The sequence below is a fragment of the Pseudomonas sp. GM_Psu_1 genome (assembly GCF_026544185.1).
Lineage (GTDB): Bacteria > Pseudomonadota > Gammaproteobacteria > Pseudomonadales > Pseudomonadaceae > Chryseomonas > Chryseomonas oryzihabitans.
In genome coordinates, this window is sequence record NZ_JALNUX010000006.1 from 383,188 (window position 1) to 406,823 (window position 23,636).

At 67.9% G+C, this 23,636-nt stretch carries 21 protein-coding genes; 19 read left to right on the plus strand and 2 right to left on the minus strand.

What is annotated here, in order from left to right:
- Positions 1-89 precede the first annotated feature (89 nt).
- The 12 genes from waaF (at position 90) to OXS31_RS13530 (ending at position 12,950) form a co-directional block, all read left to right on the plus strand.
- Positions 90-1,124, plus strand: a complete 1,035-nt coding sequence (gene waaF / locus OXS31_RS13475; protein WP_027598549.1) for a lipopolysaccharide heptosyltransferase II — start codon at positions 90-92, stop codon at positions 1,122-1,124.
- Positions 1,125-2,132: a lipopolysaccharide heptosyltransferase I gene (waaC, locus tag OXS31_RS13480; RefSeq protein ID WP_267399473.1), complete on the plus strand. Its 1,008-nt coding sequence runs from the start codon at positions 1,125-1,127 to the stop codon at positions 2,130-2,132.
- Entirely contained in the window at positions 2,129-3,247 is a 1,119-nt protein-coding gene (locus OXS31_RS13485) for a glycosyltransferase family 4 protein (protein ID WP_150340668.1), read from the plus strand. Before waaC ends, OXS31_RS13485 begins: the two co-directional genes overlap by 4 nt.
- On the plus strand, positions 3,244-4,050 hold the full coding sequence (gene rfaP, locus OXS31_RS13490; RefSeq protein ID WP_108582549.1) for a lipopolysaccharide core heptose(I) kinase RfaP: 807 nt from the start codon (positions 3,244-3,246) through the stop codon (positions 4,048-4,050). The genes OXS31_RS13485 and rfaP overlap by 4 nt, the downstream gene beginning before the upstream one ends.
- Positions 4,050-4,781, plus strand: a complete 732-nt coding sequence (locus OXS31_RS13495; RefSeq protein WP_027598552.1) for a lipopolysaccharide kinase InaA family protein — start codon at positions 4,050-4,052, stop codon at positions 4,779-4,781. Before rfaP ends, OXS31_RS13495 begins: the two co-directional genes overlap by 1 nt.
- Entirely contained in the window at positions 4,778-5,533 is a 756-nt protein-coding gene (locus OXS31_RS13500; RefSeq protein WP_044342185.1) for a lipopolysaccharide kinase InaA family protein, read from the plus strand. The genes OXS31_RS13495 and OXS31_RS13500 overlap by 4 nt, the downstream gene beginning before the upstream one ends.
- Positions 5,530-6,951: a lipopolysaccharide kinase InaA family protein gene (locus OXS31_RS13505; protein ID WP_267399485.1), complete on the plus strand. Its 1,422-nt coding sequence runs from the start codon at positions 5,530-5,532 to the stop codon at positions 6,949-6,951. The genes OXS31_RS13500 and OXS31_RS13505 overlap by 4 nt, the downstream gene beginning before the upstream one ends.
- 186 nt (positions 6,952-7,137) lie before the next feature.
- Entirely contained in the window at positions 7,138-8,880 is a 1,743-nt protein-coding gene (locus OXS31_RS13510; protein WP_027603040.1) for a carbamoyltransferase, read from the plus strand.
- Positions 8,877-10,010, plus strand: coding sequence for a glycosyltransferase (locus OXS31_RS13515; protein WP_027598556.1), 1,134 nt, complete (start codon positions 8,877-8,879; stop codon positions 10,008-10,010). The genes OXS31_RS13510 and OXS31_RS13515 overlap by 4 nt, the downstream gene beginning before the upstream one ends.
- Positions 10,007-10,966, plus strand: coding sequence for a glycosyltransferase (locus tag OXS31_RS13520; protein ID WP_027598557.1), 960 nt, complete (start codon positions 10,007-10,009; stop codon positions 10,964-10,966). Before OXS31_RS13515 ends, OXS31_RS13520 begins: the two co-directional genes overlap by 4 nt.
- 80 nt (positions 10,967-11,046) lie before the next feature.
- Positions 11,047-11,778 carry a glycosyltransferase family 2 protein gene (locus tag OXS31_RS13525; RefSeq protein WP_267399567.1) on the plus strand — a complete coding sequence of 244 codons (732 nt, stop codon included), beginning with the start codon at positions 11,047-11,049 and terminating at the stop codon, positions 11,776-11,778.
- Positions 11,779-11,783: 5 nt separating this feature from the next.
- Entirely contained in the window at positions 11,784-12,950 is a 1,167-nt protein-coding gene (locus OXS31_RS13530) for a hypothetical protein (RefSeq protein WP_044342189.1), read from the plus strand.
- 160 nt (positions 12,951-13,110) lie between these two features.
- Here OXS31_RS13530 and OXS31_RS13535 read toward each other — a convergent pair whose 3' ends face one another.
- Positions 13,111-13,752, minus strand: coding sequence for a lipopolysaccharide kinase InaA family protein (locus OXS31_RS13535; RefSeq protein ID WP_027603044.1), 642 nt, complete (start codon positions 13,750-13,752; stop codon positions 13,111-13,113).
- 117 nt (positions 13,753-13,869) lie between these two features.
- On the opposite strand from OXS31_RS13535, the gene OXS31_RS13540 reads away from it, so the two are divergent.
- Positions 13,870-14,919 carry a hypothetical protein gene (locus OXS31_RS13540; RefSeq protein ID WP_027598561.1) on the plus strand — a complete coding sequence of 350 codons (1,050 nt, stop codon included), beginning with the start codon at positions 13,870-13,872 and terminating at the stop codon, positions 14,917-14,919.
- Positions 14,920-14,941: 22 nt separating this feature from the next.
- A complete protein-coding gene (locus OXS31_RS13545) occupies positions 14,942-15,781 on the plus strand; it encodes a glycosyl transferase (protein ID WP_027598562.1) in 840 nt (279 codons plus the stop codon).
- Here the strand turns inward: OXS31_RS13545 and OXS31_RS13550 are convergent.
- On the minus strand, positions 15,756-16,352 hold the full coding sequence (locus tag OXS31_RS13550; RefSeq protein ID WP_027598563.1) for a serine acetyltransferase: 597 nt from the start codon (positions 16,350-16,352) through the stop codon (positions 15,756-15,758). The genes OXS31_RS13545 and OXS31_RS13550 overlap by 26 nt on opposite strands.
- A gap of 104 nt (positions 16,353-16,456) precedes the next feature.
- On the opposite strand from OXS31_RS13550, the gene msbA reads away from it, so the two are divergent.
- The 5 genes from msbA to OXS31_RS13575 all read left to right on the plus strand — a co-directional run bounded on the left by msbA (position 16,457) and on the right by OXS31_RS13575 (position 23,633).
- Positions 16,457-18,268, plus strand: coding sequence for a lipid A export permease/ATP-binding protein MsbA (gene msbA, locus OXS31_RS13555; protein WP_042136879.1), 1,812 nt, complete (start codon positions 16,457-16,459; stop codon positions 18,266-18,268).
- Complete coding sequence (locus OXS31_RS13560; protein ID WP_267399500.1) at positions 18,262-19,158, plus strand: GNAT family N-acetyltransferase; 897 nt, start codon at positions 18,262-18,264, stop codon at positions 19,156-19,158. Before msbA ends, OXS31_RS13560 begins: the two co-directional genes overlap by 7 nt.
- A gap of 1 nt (position 19,159) precedes the next feature.
- The gene (locus OXS31_RS13565) at positions 19,160-20,575 is read left to right on the plus strand and encodes a PIG-L family deacetylase (RefSeq protein WP_267399502.1); all 1,416 of its coding nucleotides are present in this window, start codon (positions 19,160-19,162) and stop codon (positions 20,573-20,575) included.
- A 90-nt stretch (positions 20,576-20,665) separates the two neighbouring features.
- Complete coding sequence (hldE, locus tag OXS31_RS13570) at positions 20,666-22,093, plus strand: bifunctional D-glycero-beta-D-manno-heptose-7-phosphate kinase/D-glycero-beta-D-manno-heptose 1-phosphate adenylyltransferase HldE (protein WP_027598567.1); 1,428 nt, start codon at positions 20,666-20,668, stop codon at positions 22,091-22,093.
- A 49-nt stretch (positions 22,094-22,142) separates the two neighbouring features.
- Positions 22,143-23,633, plus strand: a complete 1,491-nt coding sequence (locus OXS31_RS13575) for a helicase HerA-like domain-containing protein (protein ID WP_267399505.1) — start codon at positions 22,143-22,145, stop codon at positions 23,631-23,633.
- Positions 23,634-23,636 lie beyond the last annotated feature (3 nt).

Genomic DNA, 23,636 nt, shown 5'->3' on the forward strand with positions numbered 1-23,636 from the left:
GATGTCGATGTCCGTGCGCGAGCTTTCGATCAGGCCGGGCCTGAGGGAGTGGGAGTCGGCCACCCGCTAGGTGCCGATCGCCTTCCAGCATGAATATTCTGATCATCGGACCCAGTTGGGTCGGCGACATGGTGATGGCGCAGACCCTCTTCGTCTGCCTCAAGCGCCAGCACCCCGACTGCCAGATCGACGTACTCGCCCCTGAGTGGAGTCGCCCGCTGCTCGAGCGCATGCCCGAGGTGCGCGAAGCCCTGAGCTTTCCCCTCGGCCATGGCGCCTTCGAGTTGGCCACCCGCCGGCGCATCGGCCAGCAGCTGCGCGGTCGCTATGACCAGGCGATCCTCCTGCCCAACTCGCTGAAATCGGCGCTGGTGCCCTATTTCGCCGGCATCCCCAAGCGCACCGGTTGGCGCGGCGAGATGAGATTCGGCCTGCTCAACGATATCCGCACCCTGGACAAGGCCCGCTATCCGCTGATGATCGAGCGCTTCATGGCGCTGGCCCATGCGCCCGGTGCCGAGTTGCCCAAACCCTATCCCGAGCCGCGCCTGGCCATCGATCCCGCCAGCCGCGACGCCGCCCTGGAACGCTTCGGCCTGAGTCTGGACCGGCCGGTGCTGGCGCTCTGTCCGGGTGCCGAGTTCGGCGAGGCCAAGCGCTGGCCGGCCGAGCACTATGCCGCCGTGGCCGATGCCCGGCTGCGCCAGGGCTGGCAGGTCTGGCTGTTCGGCTCGCAGAAGGATGCCCCGGGCGGTGAAGAGATCCGCGAATGGGTCACCCCCGGCTTCGAAGAAGATGTCTGCAACCTCGCCGGGCGCACCTCCCTGGCCGAGGCCATCGACCTGCTCTCCTGTGCGAGCGCCGTGGTCAGCAACGATTCCGGGCTGATGCACGTGGCCGCGGCCCTGGATCGCCCGCTGGTGGCGGTCTATGGCTCCACCTCGCCGGGCTTCACGCCGCCACTGGCCAGTCAGGTCGAGGTGGTGCGCCTGGGGCTGGAGTGCAGTCCCTGCTTCGACCGCACCTGTCGCTTCGGTCACTACGACTGCCTGCGCCTCTTGCAGCCGAGCCTGGTGCAGGACGCTCTCGGCCGTCTGGTCGCCGATCCGGTCGAGGTGGGCTAGATGCGCGTGCTGCTGGTCAAGACCTCGTCGCTCGGCGATGTCATCCATACCCTGCCGGCGCTGACCGATGCGGCCCGGGCCATCCCCGGCATCTGCTTCGACTGGGTGGTGGAAGAAGGCTTCGCCGAGATTCCCGCCTGGCACCCGGCGGTGAGCCAGGTGATCCCGGTGGCCCTGCGGCGCTGGCGCAAGCAGCCCTTTTCCGCCTGGGCCAGTGGCGAATGGGGCGAATTCAAGAGTCGGGTGCGCGAGCAGCGCTATGACCGGGTGATCGATGCCCAGGGCCTGCTCAAGAGCGCCTGGCTGACCCGCTATGCCGAGGCGCCGGTGGCCGGTCTCGACCGCACTTCCGCGCGCGAGCCCCTGGCCAGCCGCTTCTATGACGAACGCTATCACGTGGCCAAGGGGCAGCATGCCCTGGAGCGGATCCGCCAGCTGTTCGCCCAGGCGCTGGACTATCCGCTGCCGGCCGGCGTGGGTGACTACGGCCTGGATCGGCAACGCCTGGCCGGGCCCAACGAGACGCCCTATGTGGTGTTCCTGCATGGCACCACCTGGGTCAGCAAGCACTGGCCCGAGGCCCACTGGCGCGAACTGGCCGAACGCATGAGCCGGCTGGACTGGCCGGTGCGGCTGCTGTGGGGCAACGAGGCGGAGCACGCCCGGGCCGATTGCATCGCCGACGGCCTGGATGGCGTCCAGGTGCTGCCGCGCCTGAATCTCGCCGGGGTGGCCAAGGTGCTGGCCGGCGCCCGAGCCTGCGTGGCGGTGGATACCGGTCTTGGCCACCTGGCGGCCGCCCTGGACGTGCCCACCGTTTCGCTCTATGGCCCGACCAGTCCGAAGAAGGTCGGCGCCTATGGCCGCTCCCAGGTGCACCTGAGCGCCGTGGGCCTGGATGGCACCGACGAGCCGCGCGATCAGCCTGCCGCGAGTCTGGCCGCCCTGACCCCGGAGCGGGTCGAACTGGAACTGGAAACCCTGCTGTTGGAAGACCTCCCCGCATGACCCTGGCTTTCGTGCTCTACAAGTACTTTCCCTTTGGCGGCCTGCAGCGGGACTTCCTGCGCATCGCCCAGGAGTGCCAGCGCCGCGGCCATGCCATTCGCGTCTACACCCTGATCTGGGAAGGCCCGGTACCGGAGGGCTTCGATGTGCGGGTGGCCCGGGTCAGCGCCCTGTTCAATCACCGACGCAACGAGAAATTCCACGCCTGGCTGCAGGCCGACCTCGCCCGCGATCCGGTCGACCGGGTGATCGGCTTCAACAAGATGCCGGGGCTGGACGTCTATTACGCCGCCGATCCCTGTTTCGAGGACAAGGCCCAGACCCTGCGCAACCCGCTCTATCGCCAGTGGGGTCGCTATCGCCACTTCGCCGAATACGAGCGGGCGGTGTTCGCGCCCGAGTCCTCCACCGAGATCCTGATGATCTCCGAGGTGCAGCAGCCGCTGTTCGTCAAGCACTACGGCACGCCGGCGCCGCGCTTCCATCTCTTGCCGCCGGGCATCGCCGCCGACCGCCGCGCGCCGACCAATGCCGCCGAGATCCGCGCCGACTTCCGCCGCGAATTCGGGCTGGAGGAGGGCGAGCTGCTGCTGGTGCAGATCGGTTCCGGCTTCAAGACCAAGGGCCTGGATCGCAGTCTGCGCGCCCTGGCATCGCTGCCCAGGGAATTGCGCAAGCGCACCCGGCTGTTCGCCATCGGCCAGGACGATCCCAAGCCCTTCCTGCTGCAGGCCAAGGCCCTGGGCGTGAGCGATCGCGTCCAGATCCTCAAGGGGCGTAGCGACATCCCGCGCTTCCTGCTCGGCGCCGATCTGCTGATCCACCCGGCCTATAACGAGAACACCGGCACCGTGCTCCTGGAGGCGCTGGTCGCCGGACTGCCGGTGCTGGTCACCGACGTCTGCGGCTATGCCCACTACATCGACGAGGCCCGCGCCGGCGAGGTGGTGCCGTCGCCCTTCGCCCAGGAGACCCTGGACCGGATGCTGGCCGAATTGCTGGCCGATCCCGAGCGCCGCGCGGTGCAGGGTCGCAACGGCCTGGCCTTCGCCGACAGCGCCGATCTCTATTCGCTGCCCGAGCGCGCCGCCGATGTCATCCTGGGGGTGGCATGACCCTGGAATTGCGTGAGCCCTTCGCCAGCCTCTGGGCCGGCCAGGATCCCTTCGTCGCCGTGGAGGCCCTGCAGGGCCAGGTCTATCGCGAACTGGACGGCCGCCGCACCCTGCGCACCGAGGTGGCCGGGCGCGGCTACTTCGTCAAGATCCACCGCGGCATCGGCTGGGGCGAGATCGCCAAGAATCTGCTGCAGGCCAAGCAGCCGGTGCTGGGTGCGCGCCAGGAATGGCAGGCCATCGAGCGGCTGCACCAGGTCGGCGTGCCGACCATGACCGCCGTGGCCTTTGGCGAGCGCGGCGTCAATCCGGCGACCCAGCACTCCTTCATCATCACCGAGGAGCTGGCGCCCACTGTCAGTCTCGAAGACTTCAGTCTCGACTGGGTCCGCCAGCCGCCCGAGCCGGCGCTCAAGCGGGCGCTGATCGCCGAGGTGGCGCGCATGACCGGCGCCATGCACCGGGCCGGCGTCAATCATCGCGACTGCTACATCTGCCATTTCCTGCTCGACACCGCCCAGCCGGTCACCGTGGCCACTCTGCGACTCTGGCTGATCGACCTGCACCGTGCCCAGTGCCGCGCCCAGGTGCCCCGGCGCTGGCGCGACAAGGACCTGGCCGGACTGTATTTCTCCGCCCTGGGCATCGGCCTGACGCGGCGCGACTTCCTGCGCTTCCTGCGCGGCTACTTCCAGCGCCCGCTGCGCGAGATCCTGCGCGACGAGGCCCCGCTGCTGGCGCGGCTGGAACGCAAGGCCGCCGCCTTGCTGGAGCGCAAGGAACGCTACGGGGACCGGCTCTGATGGCTGACTGGCGCATCGATTCCAGCGTCGCCCACCTGCCCGAATTCGCGACCCTGGACGCGGTGTTCGCCCTGACCGGCGAACGCCTGACCAGCGATCCGCTGTCGGAAGTGGTGCGCATCGAGCGCGACGGCATCCGGTACTACGTCAAGCGCTACCACGGCGCTGGCAAGGGGCTACGGCGCTATGTCGGGCGGCCGCGGGTCAAGGCCGAGTGGCAGAATCTCAAGCGCTTCGCCAAGTGGGGCATCGCCACCGCGCCGGTGGTGGCCTGGGGGATGGAGCGTTCGCCGCGGGGGTTCACCCGCGGCGCCATGATCACCCGCGAGATTCCCGACACCCTGGATCTCGCCGAACTGGCCCGGCGCGAGGATCCACGCCTGCGCGACCGGGTCTGGGTCGACAACGTCAGCCGCCAGCTGGCCGCGGCCACCCGCACCCTGCACGACCACCATTTCGTCCATAACGATCTCAAGTGGCGCAACCTGCTGGTGGATGGCCAGGGCGTGCTCTATTTCATCGATTGCCCGGCCGGCGCCTTCTGGGTCGGCCACTGGCTGCGCTGGCGCATCGTCAAGGACCTGGCCTGCCTGGACAAGGTGGCCAAGTACCAGCTGTCGCGCACCCAGCGCCTCAGGTTCTATCTGCAATACCGCGGTCGCGCGCGCCTCAGCGACAACGACAAGGGGCGCATCCGCGAGGTGCTGGACTATTTCAAGGGGCGGGAATGAACGAGGTATGGGCGGCCGAGGATCGGGCCGTGCTGGCCGGCCAGGGTCTGGACAGCTTCGCGGCGCTGTGGGCGCTGGAGCTGCCCGCGGTGGATGAACCCAACCAGGGGCGCGGCGGCTTCAGCCAGGTGTTTCGCCTGGACGTCGCCGGTCATGGCTACTACCTCAAGCGCCAGCGCGACTACCTGACCCGGACCCTGGCCCGCCCGCTGGGCGAGCCGACCTTCGCCCGCGAGAGTCGCAACATCCGCCGCTACGCCGAGCTCGGCATCCCGGCACTGGAGCTGGCCTATTACGGCGAGCGCCGCGACGACCAGGGCTGGCGCGCCATCCTGCTGACCCGGGCGCTGGATGACTGGCGCGATCTGGACAGCTGGCTGCGGGTCTGGCCGCACCTGGCGCCGGACGAGCGCCAGGCGGTGCTGGTCGCCGTCGGTGAACTGGCCCGGCAGCTGCACGGCGCCGGCCAGGTGCACGGCTGCTTCTATCCCAAGCATCTGTTCCTGCAGCGCCAGGGCGAAGGCCTGGTCGCGCGGCTGATCGATCTGGAAAAGACCCGGCCGCTGCTGTTCGGCCGGCGCGATCGCCTGCGCGATCTCGAACCCCTGCTGCGCCGCGCGCCGCAATGGAGTGAATCGGACATCGCCCGCCTGCTGGCGAGCTATCTGGACCAGTCGCTGGACAGCGCCGCCGTGCGGGACTGGAGCCAGCGTCTGGCCGGGCGTCGCCGCCACAAGGAGCGCAAGGCATGACCCTGGAGCAATTGGCCAGGGCCGGCCGCGCGCCAGCCCTGCCGCTGCGCATCGAACTGCCCGGTGGCGAACTGGAAGTGCTGTCGCTGCTCAGGGTGCTGCCCGGTCAGCGCTATGTCGGCGCAGCCCGCTGGCAGGGCCGGCGGGTGCTGGCCAAGCTGCTGGTCGGCGAGCGCGCGAGCCGGCAATTCGCCCGCGAGCGCGAGGGCTGTCGCCTGCTGGCGGCCGCCGCGGCGCCGACTCCCGCGCTGCTGGACAGCGGCGAGGCAGGCGGGCAGGGCGCCTGGCTGCTGTTCGACTTCATTGAGGCGGCGCCCAGCGTCGAGCAGCTCTGGCAGCCGCTCGCCACCGAACCGCCCTTGTCGCCGGCTCAGGATGCTTTGCTAGGCGCCGCCCTCGCCACCCTGGCGCAGCTACATGCCCAGGGTCTCTGGCAGGCCGATCTGCACCTGGACAACCTGCTGGTCAAGGACGGCGCAGCCCTGGTCATAGATGCGGCGGACATCCAGGCCGAGAGTGTCGGCCAACCGCTGTCCCAGGCGCGGGTGCAGGAGAATCTGGCGGTGTTCTTCGCCCAGTTGCCGGCCGCCCTGGATGCCCAGCTGGAAGAACTGCTGATCCACTACCTGCTGGTCAATGCCGAGCACGCCCTGCGCCTCGACGCCCTGCTGGCGCGCACCGCCGAGATCCGCCGCTGGCGCCTGGCCGACTACCTGAAGAAGAGCGGTCGGGAGTGCACCCTGTTCGCCGTCACCCGCAGCGCCTTCGGCCTGATCGCCGTGCGCCGTACCTGGCTGAGTCGTCTGGAAGGCCTGCTGGCCGATCCCGATGCCGCCCTGGCCGGCCTGCCGACCTTCAAGGACGGCGGCGCCGCCACCGTGGCCCGGCTGCAGTGGCAGGGCCAGGACCTGGTGCTCAAGAGATACAACATCAAGGGCTTCGGCCACTGGCTCACGCGCTTCTGGCGACCGAGCCGGGCTTGGCACAGCTGGCGCGAAGGCCATCGGCTGCTGTTCCTCGGCATCCCCACCCCCGAGCCCCTGGCCGTGCGCGAGCTACGCTTCCTCGGCCTGCGCGGGCGCGCCTACCTGGTGACGCCCTTCGTCGACGGGCCCAATCTGCTGGAGCGTTTCGCCCCCTATGTGGATTCCGCCCCGCCCGCGGCCGAGCTGGACGCCCTGCTGGCGCTGGTCGAGGCCCTGCGCCGCGAGCGCCTCGGTCATGGCGACTTCAAGGGCACCAACCTGATCTGGCACGACGGCCGCTGGCTGGTGATCGACCTCGACGCCCTGCAGGCCCACGGCAGCGACAGCGCCTATGCCAGTGCCTATGCCCGCGACCGTGCCCGCTTGCTGCGCAACTGGCCGGCCGACAGCGCCCTGCACCGGTTGCTCGACGAGCGCCTGCCGCCGGCTTGAGCGAAGCGCCGCCATCTGTACCGGGGCTGAATCGCCGTGCGCTAAGCCCCGCTCCGGCGTGCGGCCATTACCCGTGGCCTGCCTGAACGGCTATAATTCGCCGTTTTTGAGGCGAGGCGGGCCTGCAGCGGCCTCGCGAAACCCCGGCGAACTCCCCTGGCTTCGCCCTGTACAGAGGCTTTACCTGTGTCCCTGACCGTCCTTGGCCTGTCCGGCGCCCTCAGCCACGATCCCTCCGCCGCGCTCTATATCGACGGCAAGCTGATCGCCGCGGTGGAAGAAGAACGCTTCGTACGCGACAAGCATGCCAAGAATCGCATGCCCTACGAGTCGGCCAAGTTCTGCCTGGAACAGGCCGGGATCACCCCCGCCGACGTCGACGTGGTGGCCATTCCCTATGCGCCCATCAGCCTCTTCGGCGAAGCCCGCTGGCACTACGCCAAGCGCTATGCCTACGCGCCGGATCGCGCCCTGGACGCCATCCTGTTCGGCAATCGCCGCTATCACCGCTACCAGAAGCGCATCGAGTGGTGCCTGGTGCAGCTCGGCTTCGACCTCAAGAAGGTCAAGCTGGAAGCCGTCGAGCACCACCTGGCCCACGCCTCCAGTGCCTATCACTGCTCGGGCTTCAGCGAAAAGACCGCGATCCTCGGCATCGACGGCAAGGGCGAGTACGCCACCACCTTCTTCGGCTACGGCGAGAACGGCAAGATCCACAAGATCAAGGAGTTCTACGACCCGGACTCCCTGGGTGGCCTCTATGGCGCCCTCACCGAATTCCTCGGCTTCGAGATGCTCGACGGCGAATTCAAGGTCATGGGCATGGCGCCCTATGGCGATGCCAGCAAGTACGATTTCTCGCGCCTGGCGAAATTCGAGAACGGCGAGCTGATCATCAACACCGACTACGCCAACGTCATCGGTTTCCGCCGCTACAAGGAAAAGGGCAAGGGCTACTACTTCTCGCCCAAGCTGATCGAGTGGCTTGGGCCCAAGCGCGAAGGCGATATCGCCGACGATCCCTACATCCACTATGCCGCCAGCATGCAGGCGCTGTTCGAGAAGCTGGCGCTGGAGATGATGGACTACTACCTGGGCGACATCATCCGTCAGACCGGCAAGATTGCCTTTGCCGGCGGCTGCGCGCTCAACGTCAAGCTCAACCAGAAGATCATCGCCCGTCCCGAGGTCAAGGAGCTGTTCGTCCAGCCGGCTTCGGGCGATGCCGGCACCGCCGTCGGCGCCGCCGCCTACGTCTCCCATGCCCGCGGCGTGCCGGTGGAGAAGATGGAGCACGTCTATCTCGGCCCCGGCTACAGCAACGAAGACGTCATCGCCGCCTGCGCCCGCCATCCCAACGCACCCAAGTGGGAGCGGATCGACGACATGCCCCAGCGCATCGCCGAGATCATGGTGGCCGGCAATCCGGTGGCCTGGTTCCAGGGTCGCCTGGAATTCGGTCCGCGCGCCCTGGGCGGTCGCTCCATCATCGGCTGCCCCAGCGTGCCGGGCGTGGCCGATCGCATCAACGCCCAGATCAAGTTCCGCGAGCGCTGGCGGCCGTTCTGCCCGTCCATGCTCGACACCGTGGCGCCGCAGATGCTCAAGGTCGACCATCCCTCGCCCTTCATGACCTTTACCTTCGAGGTCAATGAAGAGTGGAAGAGCCGGGTACCCGAGGTGGTCCACGAAGACGGCACCTCCCGCGCCCAGGTGCTGGAGCGCCGGCACAATCCGCGCTGGTACGACCTCATGGTCGAGCTGGAAAAGCTCACCGGCAACGGCGTCTCCCTCAACACCTCGCTCAACCGCCGCGGTGAACCCATGGTCTGCTCGCCCACCGACGCCCTGAACATGTTCTTCGGCTCGGATCTGCAGTACCTGATCATGGAAGACATCCTGGTGGTCAAGGAGGGGGCTGGCGTATGACGCGTTCCGCCGAACCGCGGGTGCTGCAGTTCTGTCACGGCTACGACGGTCCCTTCCTCGACTGCGCCCGCCAGACCGCCAGCCTCTTCGCGGGCAGCGGCTATCGCGTCACCACGGTCTTTCTCACCGGCACCGCCGACGCCGAGGTGGCGGCCGGCTGCGGCAGCGACGAGGTGCTGTTCCTGGAGTACTCTTCCCGGGACGTCCGCGGACTCAAGCTCGGCGCCATCCAGGCGCTGCGTGAGATCGTCCGTTCGCGGGGCATCCGCTTCGTCATCGCCCATCGCTTCAAGCCGATCTGGATCGCCTGCCTCGCCACCAATCTGCCGGTGATCGGCGTGCACCATGCCTTTGGCGACTACGACCGGCTCGGCCGGCGGCTGTTCGCCAAGCTGATGAGCAAGCGGCTGACCCTGCTGGGCGTCTCCGACGCGGTGCGCGACGAATTGCGCCTGCGCCTCAAGGACTGGCCCGCCGAGCGCATCGAGACCCTCTACAACCGCCTGGACGTCGAGGCGGTGGAGCGCGAACTCCTGCCGGCCGACCAGGCCCGCGCCGAGCTCAAGCTGCCCCATGACGCCTGGATCGTCGGCAACGTCGGTCGCCTGCATCCGGACAAGGATCAGGCCACGCTGCTGCGCGGCTTCGCCGCCGCCCTGCCGAATCTGCCGGCCAACGCCCTGCTGGCGATTCTCGGCAAGGGTCGCCTGGAAGAAGACCTCAAGGATCTGGCCCGCGAACTGGCCATCGCCGACCGGGTGCTGTTCCTTGGCCAGGTGGAAGGCGCCCGGCGCTATTTCAAGGCCTTCGACGTCTTCGCCCTGAGTTCCGACCACGAGCCCTTCGGCATGGTCCTGCTGGAAGCCATGGCCGCCGGCGTGCCCCTGATCGCCACCTCCTGCGGCGGCGCCCGGGAGATCGTCGAAGGCGTGGGCTTTCTCTTTCCCCTGGGCGACGCCGAGGCCCTGGGCCAGGGTCTGCAGCATCTGGGCCGCCTGGCGCCGAGCCAGAGACGCGCCTGCGTGCAGCACATGCGCGAGCGCCTGGCCGAACGCTTCTCCGACGAGGCCGTGCGCCGCGACTTCTGGCGGCTGCCGATGGTCGCCGCCTTCAAGGCCCCGGCGCCGTGAAAGTCCTGTTCCTGGTCCAGAAGGAGCAACGCATCCTGCTGGACCACTTCTATGCCAGCATCGCCGCCCATTGCGACTGCGACCTGCGCTGGCTGAGCGACGAGGAACAGGCCGATCTGCGCGGCTATTTCCGCCGCGCCGTGCCCCAGCCCGAGCAATACGACCGCATCCTGCTGTTTCTGAGGTTCAAGAAGCAGCTCAAGCAGATCTCCTTCATTCGCAGCCTGCCCAATCTGGTGGAGCTGGAACACGACGCCTACCAGAATTTCATCCCCTGCAAGTACACCGGCAAATTCAGCCGCTACTACCGGGCCATGCCCCACGTCCGGGTGCTGGTCTCCGGCGCCGGGGTGGCGCGGCGGCTGCAGGAGGAGGGGATCGACGCCCACTTCGTGCCCAAGGGCTACGACGACAGTCGCCTGCGCGACCTGGGTGTCGAGCGCGACATCGAGCTGGGCTTCGTCGGCAGCCTGGGCAGCGTGGCCTACAGCGGCCGCAAGCAGCTGCTGGAAGATCTGGCCAGGGTCGAGCCGCTGCTGATCACCAAGACCCGCTCGGGCGACGAATACCTGCAGACGCTCAACCGCATCCGCTTCTTTGTCGGCGCCGATGTCGGCATGGGCGAATACATGATCAAGAACTTCGAGGCCATGGCCTGCGGCTGCGTGCTCTTCACCTATGACCAGGGCGAAGAAGAGAACCGGGCGCTGGGCTTCGAGGATGGCGTCAACGTGGTGCTCTATCGCTCGCTGGAGGAGTTGCGCGAGAAACTCGCCCGGCTGCGAAGCGATCCGGCGCACGCCGCGGCCATCGCCAGGGCGGGAGAGGCCCTGGCGCGTCACTCTTTCGCCTTCGGCCACTTGGGTGAGCGCATCGTTTCGGCTATAACCCCAGCGCTGCGACCGGCCGTCGCACCGGGGTTCCTCCGCCGCCTGCTGAGCTGGCTGGGACGCTGATGCGCCGCGCAAGGTCCGGCTTTCGACTCAACTGGCAGAAAGGGTAGAACGTGCAGTTTTCCGCCGACAGCGACATCTCTATGGTCGTCACCAGCTGCGGGCGCTTCGACCTGCTCAGGCAGACGCTGGCGACCTTCGACGAATTCAACACCGCGCCCATCCGCCGGGTCTTCATCACCGAGGACTCCGGCGACGAAGCGGTACGCGACTACATCCCGGCGCACTGGCGCGAGCACACCGAGTTCATCGTCAACAACCCCAAGCTCGGCCAGATGCGCAGCGTCGACGCCGCCTATGCCCGGGTCGAGACAAGCTGGATCTTTCACTGCGAAGACGACTGGGCCTTCTATCGCCCGGGCTTCATCGAGGATTCCCAGGCGCTGCTGGAGGCCGATCCCCAGGCGCTGCAGGTCTGGCTGCGCAGCCATGCCCATGACCTGGCGATCCACAGCCCCTACGTCTATCTCAAGCCGCGCCAGGTGCATGCCGGCATCGCCTTTCATGAGGTCGGCTCGCACAAGCTCGAATGGCAGGGCTTTTCCTTCAATCCCGGTCTGCGCCGGCGCGCCGACTACCTGCTGCACGCACCCTATGGCGACCTGAGCGGCGAGAAGGAACTGTCCCGGCGCTATGCCGACGCCCAGCGCCACGCGCTGATCCTGGAAAACGATGCCGTGCTGCACACCGGCTTCGGCCAGCACGTGGTCAGCGACAAGGACCGCAACGACAAACAGAAGCGCCGGCGGATGGAACGCATCAAACTGGCACTGGCCTTCCTGGTCGGTGCACTCCTGGGAGCCCTGTTGTGGTGACACCCTTGCTCGATCGCCTGCAGCAGAGTCGCTATTTCACCCTGGCGGTGCTGGTGTTCATGGCCGCCTACCTGTGCATCCCCACGGCGAAGTGGATCAACAGCTACTACTATGCGGCGATCGCCCTGCCGGCACTGATCCTCTTCGTGCTGCGCCCGCGGCTGATCGACTGGCGCTCGCCGCTGCTGCTGCTCTGGCTGGTGTTTCTCGCCTGGTTCATCGTGCCGGGGGTGCGGGCCGAGGAGGGGCAGTTCTTCAAGCACATCCTCTATGTGCTGCTGTTCGTGCTGAGCGTGGCCTGCCTGGTGGACGGCGACTTCTTTCGTCGCCCCGGCTTCGTGCGCCTGGCCTTCTGGGTGGTCTGCGCCTATGCCGTGGGCTCCAGCCTGGTGTTCTGGCTCACCGGCCACTATGCCGTCGGCCAGCGGGTCATCCACCTGCCGGGACGCATTTCCAATCCCATCTATGTGAGCATCTGGATGGTCTGCCTGGGCGGCCTGGCGGCGCCCACCTGGATCCGCGAGCGGCGCTGGATCGAGTTGCTGGCGGCGGTGGTGGTCACCATCGTCGGCATCTCCTTCGCCCTTCAGACCCGCACCGGCCTGGTCGGCATCGGCTTCCTGGCCGCCCTCGGCGTGCTCTTCGCCTTTCCGCGCTTTCCGCTGCGTACCCTGGCGCTGGTGGTCCTGGTCAGTGCCCTGATCGCCGGGGTGGTCCAGGTGGTGCACACCGAAGCCTGGTTCGTCGCCTTCTGGGGCCGGGCGGATTCCGGGCGCATCGAGCTGTTCCACTTCATGATCAAGGACTGGGAGTCCTGCGGCTGGTGGCTGGGCTGCGGTCTGGGCTATCAGAGTCACGACCTGCTGCACGGCACCGAGGCCATCCAGCACCCGCACAACATCTTCGTGTCCTTCGGCATCTACACCGGCCTGGTGTCGCTGCTGATCTTTGGCGTGCTGATGCTGGCCAGCCTGGGCGCGGCCCTGCGGCAGCGCGATCCCTGGGGACTCTATCTGGCCGTGGCCCTGCTGATGCTCAATTTCGATGGCGCCAAGCTGATCGGCAATCCGGACGAGTTGTGGCCGCTGGTGCTGTTGCCCGCGGCGATGATCGCCGGCGCCGAGGTGCAGCGCCGGCGCAAGCTGGCGCTGGGACAGGCGGTGCCGGTCTAGTGTGGTGTTTCAGAAGTTCGCGCAAGAATCGGCGAGTGATTTTTTTGGTATGGGCTAGGCGCCGCGACGAGTCATAGCAGGGCTATGGCGAGGAGCGGCAACGCCGCCAAGGCCAAAAAAGCGCCGCCGAAATTGTGCAGATAATTTCTGAAACACCGAACTAGTCCTGGAGTTGCCGGTCGAGCTCGCGCCAATCCAGGGGCTGGCGGCAGGCTTCGGCATAGGCCCTGAGGAAGGGTTCGCGACCGGGTTCGAACAGCCAGTCGCGATCCTCGGTATAGCGCAGCAGGTGGTGGAAGTTGCGCACCCGCAGGCGCAGCGGCAGACGCCGCGCATGGCAGCGCAGGTCGGCGATATCGATCAGCCCCAGTTCGCCTTCCGGCGTCAGCACCACGTTGCCCAGGTGCAGCGAACGGAAATAGACACCACTGTCGTGCAATTCGGCGATGAAGCGACCCAGCGCCGGCCGCAGGGTCGCGGCCTCGCTCGAGGTACGCAGTTGACGCAGGGTGGCGCCCGGCAGCGGACTGTAGTGCACCAGGTCGCGCTGCAGCGAGGCGGCGCGATAGACCTCCAGAACCTGCGGGCAGGGGATGCCGCGCTCGGCCAGTTGGCGGGCGTTGTCGGCAAAACGCTGGGCGTAGGGAAACAGCGCCGCCGAGGTCAACAGCCGCTTGCGGCGAAACAGCTTGAGATAGCTGCCATCGGTGAGGCGCAGGACCTTGTCGCCATGGTGGTCGGCTTCCACTACCTGGGCGGCGTCGCGCAGTTCGAGATAGCGCGAATGTTCGAGAGGCTTCATGCAGGACCCGTCAACGTCAGGGCGTGCATGTTACCCGAAGGTGGCAGGCTGTGAAGTGACCCTTACGACCTATCCGGCCGCTTGTTGCTAGAATCAGATTTTTGCCGGCAGCTTTACATGCGCCCAACACGCCAACTCCTGTATTTCGTCTACGGCGGTGCTCAGGCCTATCGGCAGGAGCTGAAATTCAGCCTGCTCAGCGCCCTGCACTGGCGCCAGGGCCAGGACATCGCCCTCCGTATCCTGACCGATCGGCCGCAGGACTATCGCGGCTGGCCGGTGGAAGTGCTGGCCATCGAGGGGGCGACGCTCAAGGCCTGGCAGGGGCAGCACGGCTATCTGCACCGCAGCAAGGCCTGCGCCATCGCCTGGGCGCTGCCCGCCGCCGACAAGACCCTGTTCCTCGACAGCGACACCGTGGTCCAGACGCCGCTGGCCGCGCTGTTCGACGGCATCGATGAGCAGCGCGGGCTGATGGACATCGAGGAGTGGCCGTGGCGCAAGGCCCGTACCCGTCCGGAATTCGCCCGTTTCGCCGCCGCCCTGGCCGCGCGTGGCCAGGAGCCGGCGGAAGAGACCCGGCTCTATAACAGCGGCGTCTGCGGTCTGGCACGCAGCCATCTGCCGCGGGTCGAGCGGGCCATCGCCCTGATCGACGACTGGCATGGCCACGACGAGGAGGTCCATACCCTGGAGCAGATCGCCCTGTCGTTCAGCCTGGCGGATCTGGCCATCAGCGCAGCGCGCGGTCCCGTGCGCCACTACTATGCGGAAAAGCGCTTTCTGCACTTCATGCTGGCGCACTTCTTCGAGCGCTATGGCGAAGACTATTCCCCGGAGCTGCAGCGGCACTGGCAGGAGGTGCCCCTGACCAAGCCGCTGCCCGATGTCTGGACCCGCCTGCGGGTGAAGTGGCAACTGGCCGGACTGGACAAGCAGCGCGCGAGTCTGGGGCGCAAGCTGCTCTACGGCTGCCTGGCGCCCCAGGACAGCTATGCCCGCGCCTGCCGCCACGTCTGGTGGGAGCGGGCGCTGAGCGAGCGCCTCGGCGGCGGTGATCGCCAGGCCTTCGCCGAAGGCATCTGGCCCAACGACCTGCCGCGTCCGCACCTGGCCGACGAAGCCAGCGCGGCCCTCGACTACCTGCGCAAGCGGGTGCGCGGCTAGGCCGCCATCCTCAGGAAAGCCCATGCGAACGCTCTTTCTCGTCGTCCTCTATGGCTTGCGCCCTGGGGAGTCGGCCACCCTCGACAGCCTGCTGGCCCAGCCCTCTGCCAGCCTGCCGGCCGACAGCGTCCTGCTGGTCTGGAACAACGGGCCCCAGCCCCTGGCTCAGGCGGATCGCCAGACGCTGCTCGCCGCGCCGGGCTGGACGGAGGTGCTCATCAGCGAGGACCTCGGCAATCCGCCGCTGAGCCGGGTCTACAACCAGGCCTTGCGGCTGGGCGCCGAGCGCCTGGTGATCTTCGACCAGGACACCGTGGTGGACGCACGCTTTCTGCAGGCGCTCGGGCAGCAGGCCGAGTTGCTGGTGCCCCTGGTGCTGGGGGCGGGCGCCATCCGCTATCCCCATCAGTACAAGGCGGTGGTGACCGTGGAGGGCCCCCTGGATCCCCAGGCTACCGTGACCATAAGTTCGGGGCTGTGCCTGACGCAGGGCCTGGCCGCGCGCATCGCGGCCCGCCACGGCGATGTCTTCGACGAGCGCTTCGCCCTCTATGGCGTCGATGTCTCCTTTTTCCTGCGGGTGCAGGCGCTGGCGCGGGAAGAGCCGGTCGAACTGCTTTGCGCGGGCATCCTCGACCATTCGCTGTCCGAGCTGGAAGCCGAGACCCCGGCCCAGCGGCGCTTTCGCGACATCGAGAAATTCTATGTCGCCCTGCTGCTGCGCCTGCACTACAAGGGCGCCTCGCGCGGCAAGGTGCTGCGCTATCTGGGCCGGCAGCTGCTGGGCAACCGGCTGTATCTGTATGGCGTCCTGCCGCAGATGCTGCGGACCGTCCTCAGCGGGCGGCATCCCCGGGCGTAGTGCCCGGCAGCGGGCGGATCACCGCCTCGTGGCGGCTGTAGTAGAGGCTGTCGGCGGGGATGTCGCGCATCACCAGGGCGCCGGCGCCGACCACCACATTGTCACCGATGGTCAGGTGGTCGCCGACGATGCAGACGTGGGCGCCGAGGCTGACGTTGTCGCCGATGAAGATGCCGACCAGTCGCGCCGGATCATCGCTCTTGATGCCGATGGTGGTGTGCTGGCGGATCATCACGTTGCGCCCGATCACCGCCAGATTCGACACGCAGATGCCCATGCGATGGGGCAGGCGCAACCCGGGACCGATGCGCGCGCCCAGCAGGATCTCGATATTGTGCCGGCGGATCAGCCGGCGATTGATGCGCTCGGCCAGCTTGCGATAGTTGAGCAGGCCGCGCGGGCGGCAGTAGAGAAATTGCGCCAGGCGATACCAGAACAGAAAGCTCGGACTCTCTCCGGCCGCTACGCGCCGGAACAGGCGCTTGAGGCGCAAGGGCTTGCCCGGCGCATCCAGCACCTCCACGCGCCAGAAGTCCTTGAGTTCGGCGAAGGTGGCGATGAGTGGGGGCATGACGGACGTTCCGGAGCAGGGGAGGGCAAGCCTAGCGGAAAATCCCGCCGCTGGGTCGGCGGCAGGTGCGTGTTAACATGGCGCTTTTGCGTCACGACGAGACCATGAGCCAAGACTCCCCTGCGCAGACCTCCAGTCTGAAGATCTATTTCCGCCTGCTCGGCTACGTGCGGCCCTACATCGGCATGTTCGCCCTGAGTATCGTCGGCTTCCTGATTTTCGCCTCCACCCAGCCGATGCTGGCGGGCATCCTCAAGTACTTCGTCGATGGCCTGAACAACCCCAATGCCTCCATGTTTCCGGGCTGGCCCATCGTCGGTGGCCTGCACCTGGTGCAGGCGGTGCCGCTGATGATCATCCTGATCGCCGCCTGGCAGGGCGTCGGTTCCTTTCTCGGCAACTACTTCCTGGCGCGGGTCTCCCTCGGCCTGGTGCACGACCTGCGGGTGGCGCTGTTCAACCACATGCTGCGGCTGCCCAATCGCTACTTCGACGCCAACAACTCGGGTCATCTGATCTCGCGCATCACCTTCAACGTCACCATGGTGACCGGCGCCGCTACCGAGGCGATCAAGGTGGTGATCCGCGAAGGCATGACCGTGGTCTTCCTGTTCGCTTCCCTGCTGTGGATGAACTGGAAACTGACCCTGGTGATGGTGGCCATCCTGCCGCTGATCGCCCTGATGGTGACCAGCGCCAGTCGCAAGTTCCGCAAGCAGAGCAGCAAGATCCAGTCGGCCATGGGCGACGTCACCCACATCACCTCCGAAGCCATCCAGGGCTATCGGGTGGTGCGCAGCTTTGGTGGCGAGCGCTACGAGCAGCAGCGCTTCCTCGATTCCAGCACGGCCAACACCGACAAGCAGCTGACCATGACCAAGACCGGCGCGGTCTATACGCCCATGCTGCAGCTGGTCATCTACTCGGCCATGGCGGTGCTGATGTTCCTGGTGCTCTGGCTGCGCGGCGAAGCCTCCGCCGGTGACCTGGTAGCCTACATCACCATGGCCGGCCTCTTGCCCAAGCCGATCCGCCAGCTCTCCGAGGTCAGCTCCACCATCCAGCGCGGCGTGGCCGGCGCGGAAAGCATCTTCGAGCAACTCGACGAACCCGCCGAGCGCGACGAAGGCCGCGAAGAGCGCGAGCGCGTCCAGGGTCGCCTGGAGGTGCGCAACCTGACCTTCCGCTATCCGGGTACCGAGAAGGCGGTGCTGGAAGGCATCGACTTCGTCGCCGAGCCCGGCCAGATGGTGGCCCTGGTGGGTCGCTCGGGCAGCGGCAAGTCGACCCTGGCCAATCTCATCCCGCGCTTCTACCAGCACGAAGAGGGCGAGATCCTCCTCGATGGCCTGGAGATCCAGGACTATCGCCTGACCAACCTGCGCCGGCACATCGCCCTGGTCACCCAGCACGTCACCCTGTTCAACGACAGCGTCACCAACAACATCGCCTATGGCGATCTGGCCGGGGCGCCCATGGAGCAGGTCAGGGCGGCGGCCGAGGCGGCCTATGCCGACGAATTCATCGAGCGTCTGCCGCAGAAATACGACACCCAGGTCGGCGAGAACGGTGTGCTGCTCTCTGGCGGCCAGCGCCAGCGCCTGGCCATCGCCCGGGCCCTGCTGAAGAACGCGCCGCTGCTGATCCTCGACGAGGCCACCTCGGCGCTGGACACCGAGTCCGAGCGCCACATCCAGGCCGCACTGGATCGCGTCATGCAGGGCCGTACCACCCTGGTGATCGCCCACCGCCTCTCCACCATCGAGAAGGCCGACCTGATCCTGGTGATGGACAATGGCCGTATCGTCGAGCGTGGCAGCCATGGCGAGCTCCTGGCGCTGAACGGCTACTATGCGCGGCTGCATGCCAAGCAGTTCGAGGAGGTCGCGCCGCCGGCGCCGACGATCGAATGCTGAACAGATTCCGCTTCTGGCGCGAGCGCGGCTGGACCACGATTTCCGCCGCCGACTACGCCGCCACCTGGCAGCGTTATGGCGGCAGCGTCGCCACCCACCCCGAGGTCATCGCCCGCCTGGCCGAACTGGCCGGCATTCCGGTGCGCTACCTGGGCTGGCCCGGCGCGGACGGCCTGCAGGCGGCGGTACCCTGCTGGGGACGCGAGCTGGCGCTGTCGCGTTCGGTGCTGAAGAAGCGCCGCCAGCGTGCCCTGTTCGACCTGGGCAACGCCGAGATCATCCTGCCGGCCGCCCCTGATGCGCTGGCGCCCCTGCGCCAGCGCGCCCGCTATCTGTCGCCGCTGTGCGACGAGCGTTTCGCCGGTCTGCGCCGGCAGAGCGAAGAGCTGGCCATGCTCCGCGAGCCGGAAGCCTGGTCGAAGAAATTCCGCTACAACCAGAGACGCGAGCAGCGGCTGTTCGAAGACGCCGGTGGCCGCGCGGTCCCCATGGCCGAGCTGGACAGCGCCGAGCAGGCACGGATCTATGCCGAGCTGTTCGAGGCGCGCTGGGGCTTCGAGGTACCGGGCAAGGCGCGGCTGGCCGAGGTGTTCGCCCTGCTGCGGGAATTCATGACCGGTTCGCTGCTCATGCTCGGCGAGCGCCCGGTGGCGATCCAGGTGCTCTATCGGGTGGAAGCGCCCGACTGGATCAGCGTCGAGTACGTCAACGGCGGCGTCGATCCCGCGGCCAGCGACCTGAGTCCGGGCAGCGTCCTCACCTATCTGAACACCCAGGCCGCCTGGCAGGACGCCCGCGCCCTGGGCAAGACGTTGCGTTATTCCTTCGGCCGCGCCGATCGCGACTACAAGGACCGCTGGTGCCACCGCGTCACCGTCTTCGAGAGCTGAGATGACCGCCCGCAAACAAGCCCTGCTCAAACGTCACCGCCGCCACAAGCGGCTGGTCCTGGCGGTCATCGCCGTCGTGCTGCTCGGCTGCCTGGCGCTGGGGCCCTGGTGGAGCGCGCCGCTGCTGGCGCTGCTGGTGTGGCTCGGCCACGAGGCCTGGTTCGCCGATCACCTCTTCTATTCGCCGCGCGACAACTACAGCTACCAGTTCCCTGCCGACACCCTGGTGCTGGGCCTGCATCTGCAGCACGGTCGCCTGGCCGCGGTGGAATTGCCGCCGGGCGAGCTGACGCTGTTCCTGGAATGCCGCCTCAAGGCCAGTTGGCTGGGCCGATTACTGGATCCCCAAGTACGTCTGCGCGCAGGTGACGACGCGGATCGCCAGGACTTCGAGCGCGGCGTGGCCGGGCGGCGCTATGTCAATCTCAGCGGCTATGCCGAGGCCCTGCGGCGCGGCGAATTGCACCTCTGGACGCGCTTCTGCCGGCTGCAGGGCGAGTTGCGCCTGCACGTCTTCGCCCAGCCGGATCTCCGCAGCAAGAGAGTGATGGTCATCGCGCCCCACGCCGACGACGCCGAGCTGGCCGCCTTCGGTCTCTACAGCCAGGCGCGGGAAGCCAGCATCGTCACCCTGACCCAGGGCGAGATCGAGGCCGGGCACTACCAGCGCCTGGGTCTCGATCGCCAGGCGGCGGCCCGGCTCAAGGGGCGCCTGCGCACCTGGGACAGCCTGGTCACCCCGCTGTGGGGTGGGGTACCAACAGAGCGTTGCGTGCAGCTGGGCTACTACTGCCTGCAGCTGCCGGCCATGCGCCAGGCGCCGGAAGACGCCTTCGGCTCCCGCGAATCCGGCGAAGGCGATGTGCGCAGTGCCCGTCGCCACAACCCCCTGCAACTGCCCGGCGATGTCGACGGCGCCCCCACCTGGCGCAACCTGGTGGCCGATCTGGTGGCCCTGCTGGAGCACTTCCGCCCCGAGGTGGTGGTGCTGCCGCATCCGCAGATCGATCCCCATGCCGATCACGTGGCCAGCACCCAGGCCCTGCGCGAGGCCCTGACCCTCAGCCAGTGGCAGCCCGAGCTCGAATTGCTCTATGCCAATCACCTGCACGACAACGACCGCTGGCCCATGGGGCCGGCCGAGGGCGGCATCGCCCTGCCACCCGCCATCGAGACGCCGGCCCCCCTGGTGCCCTGGAGTCCGCTGCTGACTCCCGAGCGGCGGCTGGACAAGGCCATGGCCCTGGGGATGCAGCACGACCTGCTGGTGCCGCTGCCGGCCAAGAAGCGCCTGCGCCGGGCCATCCAGTGGCTGCTGGCCGGTCGCCGCTGGCCGCGCACCGGGGAAGACGAATTCTTCCGCAAGGCCGTGCGGCGTCACGAGCTGTTCTGGATAAGCCGCCGCGACGAGCTCTGACCCCGGCCTCTCCCGCCGGCAGGCGCTTCCGGGGCGCCTTGGCCCCTATGCTATGATCGCCGCCATTTTCGCGCTTTGGAGCCTGTCCCTATGAAGCTGACCATGCCTCGCTTCGATCTCGCGCCGGTCCTGGTGGTTGGCGACGTGATGCTCGACCGCTACTGGCACGGCACCACCTCGCGGATCTCCCCCGAGGCGCCGGTGCCCGTGGTCCGCGTCGACCAGCACGAGGATCGTCCCGGTGGCGCGGCCAACGTCGCCCTCAACATCGCCGCCCTGGGCGCGCCGGCCTACCTGGTCGGCGTCACCGGCCAGGACGAAGCCGCCGATGCCCTCACCGACAGCCTGAGAGCCGCCCATGTGCAGGTGCGCTTCCAGCGCATCGCCCAGCAGCCGACCATCGTCAAGCTGCGCATCATGAGTCGCCACCAGCAGCTGATCCGCGTCGACTTCGAAGAGCCCTTCGACACCGATCCCCAGGCGCTGGCCTCGGACACCGCCGCCATGCTGGCCGGGGTCAAGGTGCTGGTGCTGTCCGACTACGGCAAGGGCGCGCTGAAGAACCACCAGGCGCTGATCCAGCTGGCCAAGGCCCGCAACATCCCGGTGCTGGCCGATCCGAAGGGCAAGGACTTCTCCATCTATCGTGGCGCCAGCCTGATCACGCCGAATCTGTCCGAATTCGAAGCCATCGTCGGTGTCTGCGCCGACGATGCCGAGCTGGTCGCCAAGGGCAACGAGCTGATGGCGCGCCTGGAGCTGGGCGCCCTGCTGGTGACCCGTGGCGAGCACGGCATGACCCTGCTGCGTCCCGCCCAGCCGGCCCTGCACCTGCCGGCCCGCGCCCGCGAGGTGTTCGACGTCACCGGCGCCGGCGACACCGTGATCTCCACCCTGGCCGCCGCCCTGGCTGCTGGCGAGGACCTGCCGCAGGCCGTGGGGCTGGCCAATCTGGCTGCCGGTATCGTGGTCGGCAAGCTGGGCACCGCCGCCATCAGCGCCCCCGAATTGCGTCGCGCGGTGCAGCGTTCGGAAGGCTCCGAGCGCGGCGTCCTGTCCCTCGAACAATTGCAGCTGGCCATCGAGGACGCTCGCGCCCATGGCGAGAAGATCGTCTTCACCAACGGCTGCTTCGACATCCTCCACGCCGGTCACGTGACCTATCTGGAACAGGCACGCGCCCAGGGCGATCGGCTGATCGTGGCGGTCAACGACGATGCCTCGGTGACCCGGCTGAAAGGCCCCGGTCGACCGATCAACAGCGTCGACCGGCGCATGGCGGTGCTGGCCGGCCTCGGCGCGGTGGACTGGGTCATCCCCTTCAGCGAGAACACCCCGGAGCGCCTGCTGGAACAGGTGCGCCCGGATGTGCTGGTCAAGGGTGGCGACTACAAGAGCGTGGACGAGGTGGTCGGCGCCCAGATCGTGCAGGGCTACGGTGGCGAGGTGCGCATCCTCGGTCTGGTGGAGAACAGCTCCACCACCGCCATCGTCGAGCGCATTCGCAACCGTACCTGAGCCCGGACGCTCGGGTTAAGCTGGCGCAGAACCGCTACGGAGCTGCGCCATGTCCTCGACGCCCCTGCTGATCCTGGGTACTGCCGTTTCCAATGACCAGAGCGCTGGTCAACCGCTCGGCCATCCACTCAAGCTGGCCAACCGCCACGGCCTGATCGCCGGCGCCACGGGCACCGGCAAGACCGTGACCCTGCAGCGCCTCGCCGAAGCCTTCAGCGATGCCGGCGTCGCGGTCTTCGCCGCCGACATCAAGGGCGATCTCTGCGGCCTCGGCGCGGCCGGCGCGCCTCAGGGCAAGCTGGCCGAGCGCATCGCCGCCCAGGGCCTGCCGCACCAGTCCCAGGCCTATCCGGTCACTCTCTGGGACGTCGACGGCCGGAGCGGTCATCCGCTGCGCACCACCCTGAGCGAGATGGGCCCGCTGCTGCTGGGCAATCTGTTGGAGCTGACCGACAGCCAGCAGGCCGCCTTGCACGCCGCCTTCAAGGTGGCCGATCGCGAAGGCCTGCTGCTGCTCGACCTCAAGGACCTCAAGGCGGTCCTCAATCACCTGCGCGAACAGCCCGACGCCCTGGGCGAGGACCGTGCCCTGTTCACCGGCGCCTCGGCCCAGGCGCTGCTGCGCAGGCTGGCGACCCTGGAGCAGCAGGGCGCCGAGGCCTTCTTCGGCGAGCCGGCCCTGCAACTGGAAGACGTGCTGCGCCCCGAGCCCGACGGCCGTGGACGCATCCACCTGCTCGACGCCAGCCGCCTGGTGCACGAGGCGCCCAAGGTCTACGCCACCTTTCTGATCTGGCTGCTGGCCGAGCTGTTCGAGCAGTTGCCCGAGCGTGGCGATGCCGATAAGCCGGTGCTGGCGCTGTTCTTCGACGAGGCCCACCTGCTGTTTGGCGACACCCCCAAGGCCCTGCGCGATCGCCTGGAGCAGGTGGTGCGGCTGATCCGTTCCAAGGGCGTCGGCGTCTATTTCGTCACCCAGTCCCCCGCCGATCTGCCGGATACCATCCTGGCCCAGCTCGGCTTGCGCATCCAGCACGGCCTGCGCGCCTTTACCGCCCGGGAGCAGAAGGCGCTGCGCGCGGTGGCCGACGGCTTCCGCCTCAATCCGGCCTTCGACAGCCTGGAGGTGCTGACCGAGCTGGGCATTGGCGAGGCCCTGGTGGGCAGCCTGGAAGACAAGGGTACGCCGGCGATGGTCCAGCGCGTGGCCATCGCCCCGCCGCAATCCCGGGTCGGCCCGCTCAGCGAAGCCGAGCGCCAGACGCTGATCCGTCAGTCGCCCCAGGCGGGTCGCTATGACCGGGCGGTGGATCGCGAATCGGCCTACGAGATCCTGCGGGATCGTCAGGCCGAGCGGGTCCCGGCGCAGGCGCCGGTAGCGGAAAAGACCCAGGCCGGGCAGGGTGGTGCCCTCGGCGATCTGGTGGGCGAACTCGCGGGCAATGCGCTCAGGAGCGCGGCGCGCCAGGCGGCCAATCAGCTCGGGCGGCAGCTGGTACGGGGACTTCTCGGCTCTCTGCTGGGTGGCAGGCGCCGCTAGCCG

Excerpts from the sequence above, each read along its gene's own strand:
- waaF (WP_027598549.1), top strand. The coding sequence starts at position 90 with ATGAATATTCTGATCATCGGACCCAGTTGGGTCGGCGACATGGTGATG.
- waaC (WP_267399473.1), top strand. The coding sequence starts at position 1,125 with ATGCGCGTGCTGCTGGTCAAGACCTCGTCGCTCGGCGATGTCATCCAT.
- OXS31_RS13485 (WP_150340668.1), top strand. The coding sequence starts at position 2,129 with ATGACCCTGGCTTTCGTGCTCTACAAGTACTTTCCCTTTGGCGGCCTG.
- rfaP (WP_108582549.1), top strand. The coding sequence starts at position 3,244 with ATGACCCTGGAATTGCGTGAGCCCTTCGCCAGCCTCTGGGCCGGCCAG.
- OXS31_RS13495 (WP_027598552.1), top strand. The coding sequence starts at position 4,050 with ATGGCTGACTGGCGCATCGATTCCAGCGTCGCCCACCTGCCCGAATTC.
- OXS31_RS13500 (WP_044342185.1), top strand. The coding sequence starts at position 4,778 with ATGAACGAGGTATGGGCGGCCGAGGATCGGGCCGTGCTGGCCGGCCAG.
- OXS31_RS13505 (WP_267399485.1), top strand. The coding sequence starts at position 5,530 with ATGACCCTGGAGCAATTGGCCAGGGCCGGCCGCGCGCCAGCCCTGCCG.
- OXS31_RS13515 (WP_027598556.1), top strand. The coding sequence starts at position 8,877 with ATGACGCGTTCCGCCGAACCGCGGGTGCTGCAGTTCTGTCACGGCTAC.
- OXS31_RS13525 (WP_267399567.1), top strand. The coding sequence starts at position 11,047 with ATGGTCGTCACCAGCTGCGGGCGCTTCGACCTGCTCAGGCAGACGCTG.
- OXS31_RS13535 (WP_027603044.1), bottom strand. The coding sequence starts at position 13,752 with ATGAAGCCTCTCGAACATTCGCGCTATCTCGAACTGCGCGACGCCGCC.
- OXS31_RS13540 (WP_027598561.1), top strand. The coding sequence starts at position 13,870 with ATGCGCCCAACACGCCAACTCCTGTATTTCGTCTACGGCGGTGCTCAG.
- OXS31_RS13545 (WP_027598562.1), top strand. The coding sequence starts at position 14,942 with ATGCGAACGCTCTTTCTCGTCGTCCTCTATGGCTTGCGCCCTGGGGAG.
- OXS31_RS13550 (WP_027598563.1), bottom strand. The coding sequence starts at position 16,352 with ATGCCCCCACTCATCGCCACCTTCGCCGAACTCAAGGACTTCTGGCGC.
- msbA (WP_042136879.1), top strand. The coding sequence starts at position 16,457 with ATGAGCCAAGACTCCCCTGCGCAGACCTCCAGTCTGAAGATCTATTTC.
- OXS31_RS13560 (WP_267399500.1), top strand. The coding sequence starts at position 18,262 with ATGCTGAACAGATTCCGCTTCTGGCGCGAGCGCGGCTGGACCACGATT.
- OXS31_RS13565 (WP_267399502.1), top strand. The coding sequence starts at position 19,160 with ATGACCGCCCGCAAACAAGCCCTGCTCAAACGTCACCGCCGCCACAAG.
- hldE (WP_027598567.1), top strand. The coding sequence starts at position 20,666 with ATGAAGCTGACCATGCCTCGCTTCGATCTCGCGCCGGTCCTGGTGGTT.
- OXS31_RS13575 (WP_267399505.1), top strand. The coding sequence starts at position 22,143 with ATGTCCTCGACGCCCCTGCTGATCCTGGGTACTGCCGTTTCCAATGAC.